The organism is Leisingera sp. F5 (assembly GCF_001593695.1).
The window spans coordinates 1-1,015 of the sequence record NZ_LUKH01001462.1; the positions used below are offsets into that span (position 1 = coordinate 1).

Consider the following 1,015-nt stretch of genomic DNA (forward strand, 5'->3'; position numbering starts at 1 on the left):
GAGCTGTTGTGCCGCGAAAGCGGCAAGAGCCTCAGCGCCGCCCATGACGAGTTCGAAGAGGCCGCGCAGTATTTCGAATATTACGGCGGCATGGCCGACAAGATCGAAGGTAAGTCGATCCCGCTTGGCCCCGATTATGCTGACTTTACGGTCTATGAGCCGTATGGCGTCTCCGCCCAGATCGTGCCTTGGAACTTCCCTGTGTCGATTGCCGCACGCTCGCTGGCGCCTGCGATGGCGGCGGGCAACTCGGTGATCATCAAGTCGCCGGAACTGGACCCGATGGCGCTGGCGATGCTGGGCGTGGCGCTGGAACGCGCCGATGTCCCCGCGGGGACAGTGTCGATCCTGAACGGCATCGGTGCCGATCTGGGGGCGCGTCTGGTGGAAAGCAGCCAAATCGACCAGATCGTCTTTACCGGCTCGGTGCCGACCGGCCAGGCAATCCTGCGCGCGGCGGCCAGCCCGGTGACGCCTGCGCTGATGGAGCTGGGCGGCAAATCCGCGGCTGTGGCGTTTGAGGACACCAATCTCGACACGCTGATGTCCAGCCTGCAAAGCGGTATCTTCTATAACGCTGGTCAGGTCTGTTCTGCGATGTCGCGGGTGCTTGTGCACCGCTCGATCTATAAGGAAGCAGTGGAGCGCGCCGCCGCGCTGGCAAATGGCCTCAGCGTCGGCCACGGGCTGGAAAACCCGGGCCTGACCCCGGTGATATCGGCGCGCCAGCTGGACGGTATCGAAACCCTGGTGGCCACCGCCCGTCAAAGCGGCGCGCGCGCCGCTTCGGGCGGGAAGGCTACAGCGTCGGGCTGATCGCGCGCTCGCCTTCGTCGCTCGACCGGTTATGCGAGGGGCTGGAGGACGAGGGGATCACCGCCAGCGCCGAAGGCGTGGTGGCCGACGGGCGCACCGATGTGGGCTTTGACGCGCGTGTCGCCGATCTGCGCAGCTACGTGCCGCAGGCGCCCGCGGGCCCTGTCACCGCGACCGGCAGCCTGCAACAGGCGGGGGG

At 66.5% G+C, this 1,015-nt stretch carries 1 protein-coding gene; it reads left to right on the forward strand.

Going from position 1 to position 1,015, the window contains the following annotated elements:
• On the forward strand, window positions 1-816 hold an 816-nt coding region (locus tag A2I95_RS42275), incomplete at its 5' end, for an aldehyde dehydrogenase family protein (RefSeq protein WP_291738201.1).
• Between the last annotated feature and the right edge of the window lie 199 nt (window positions 817-1,015).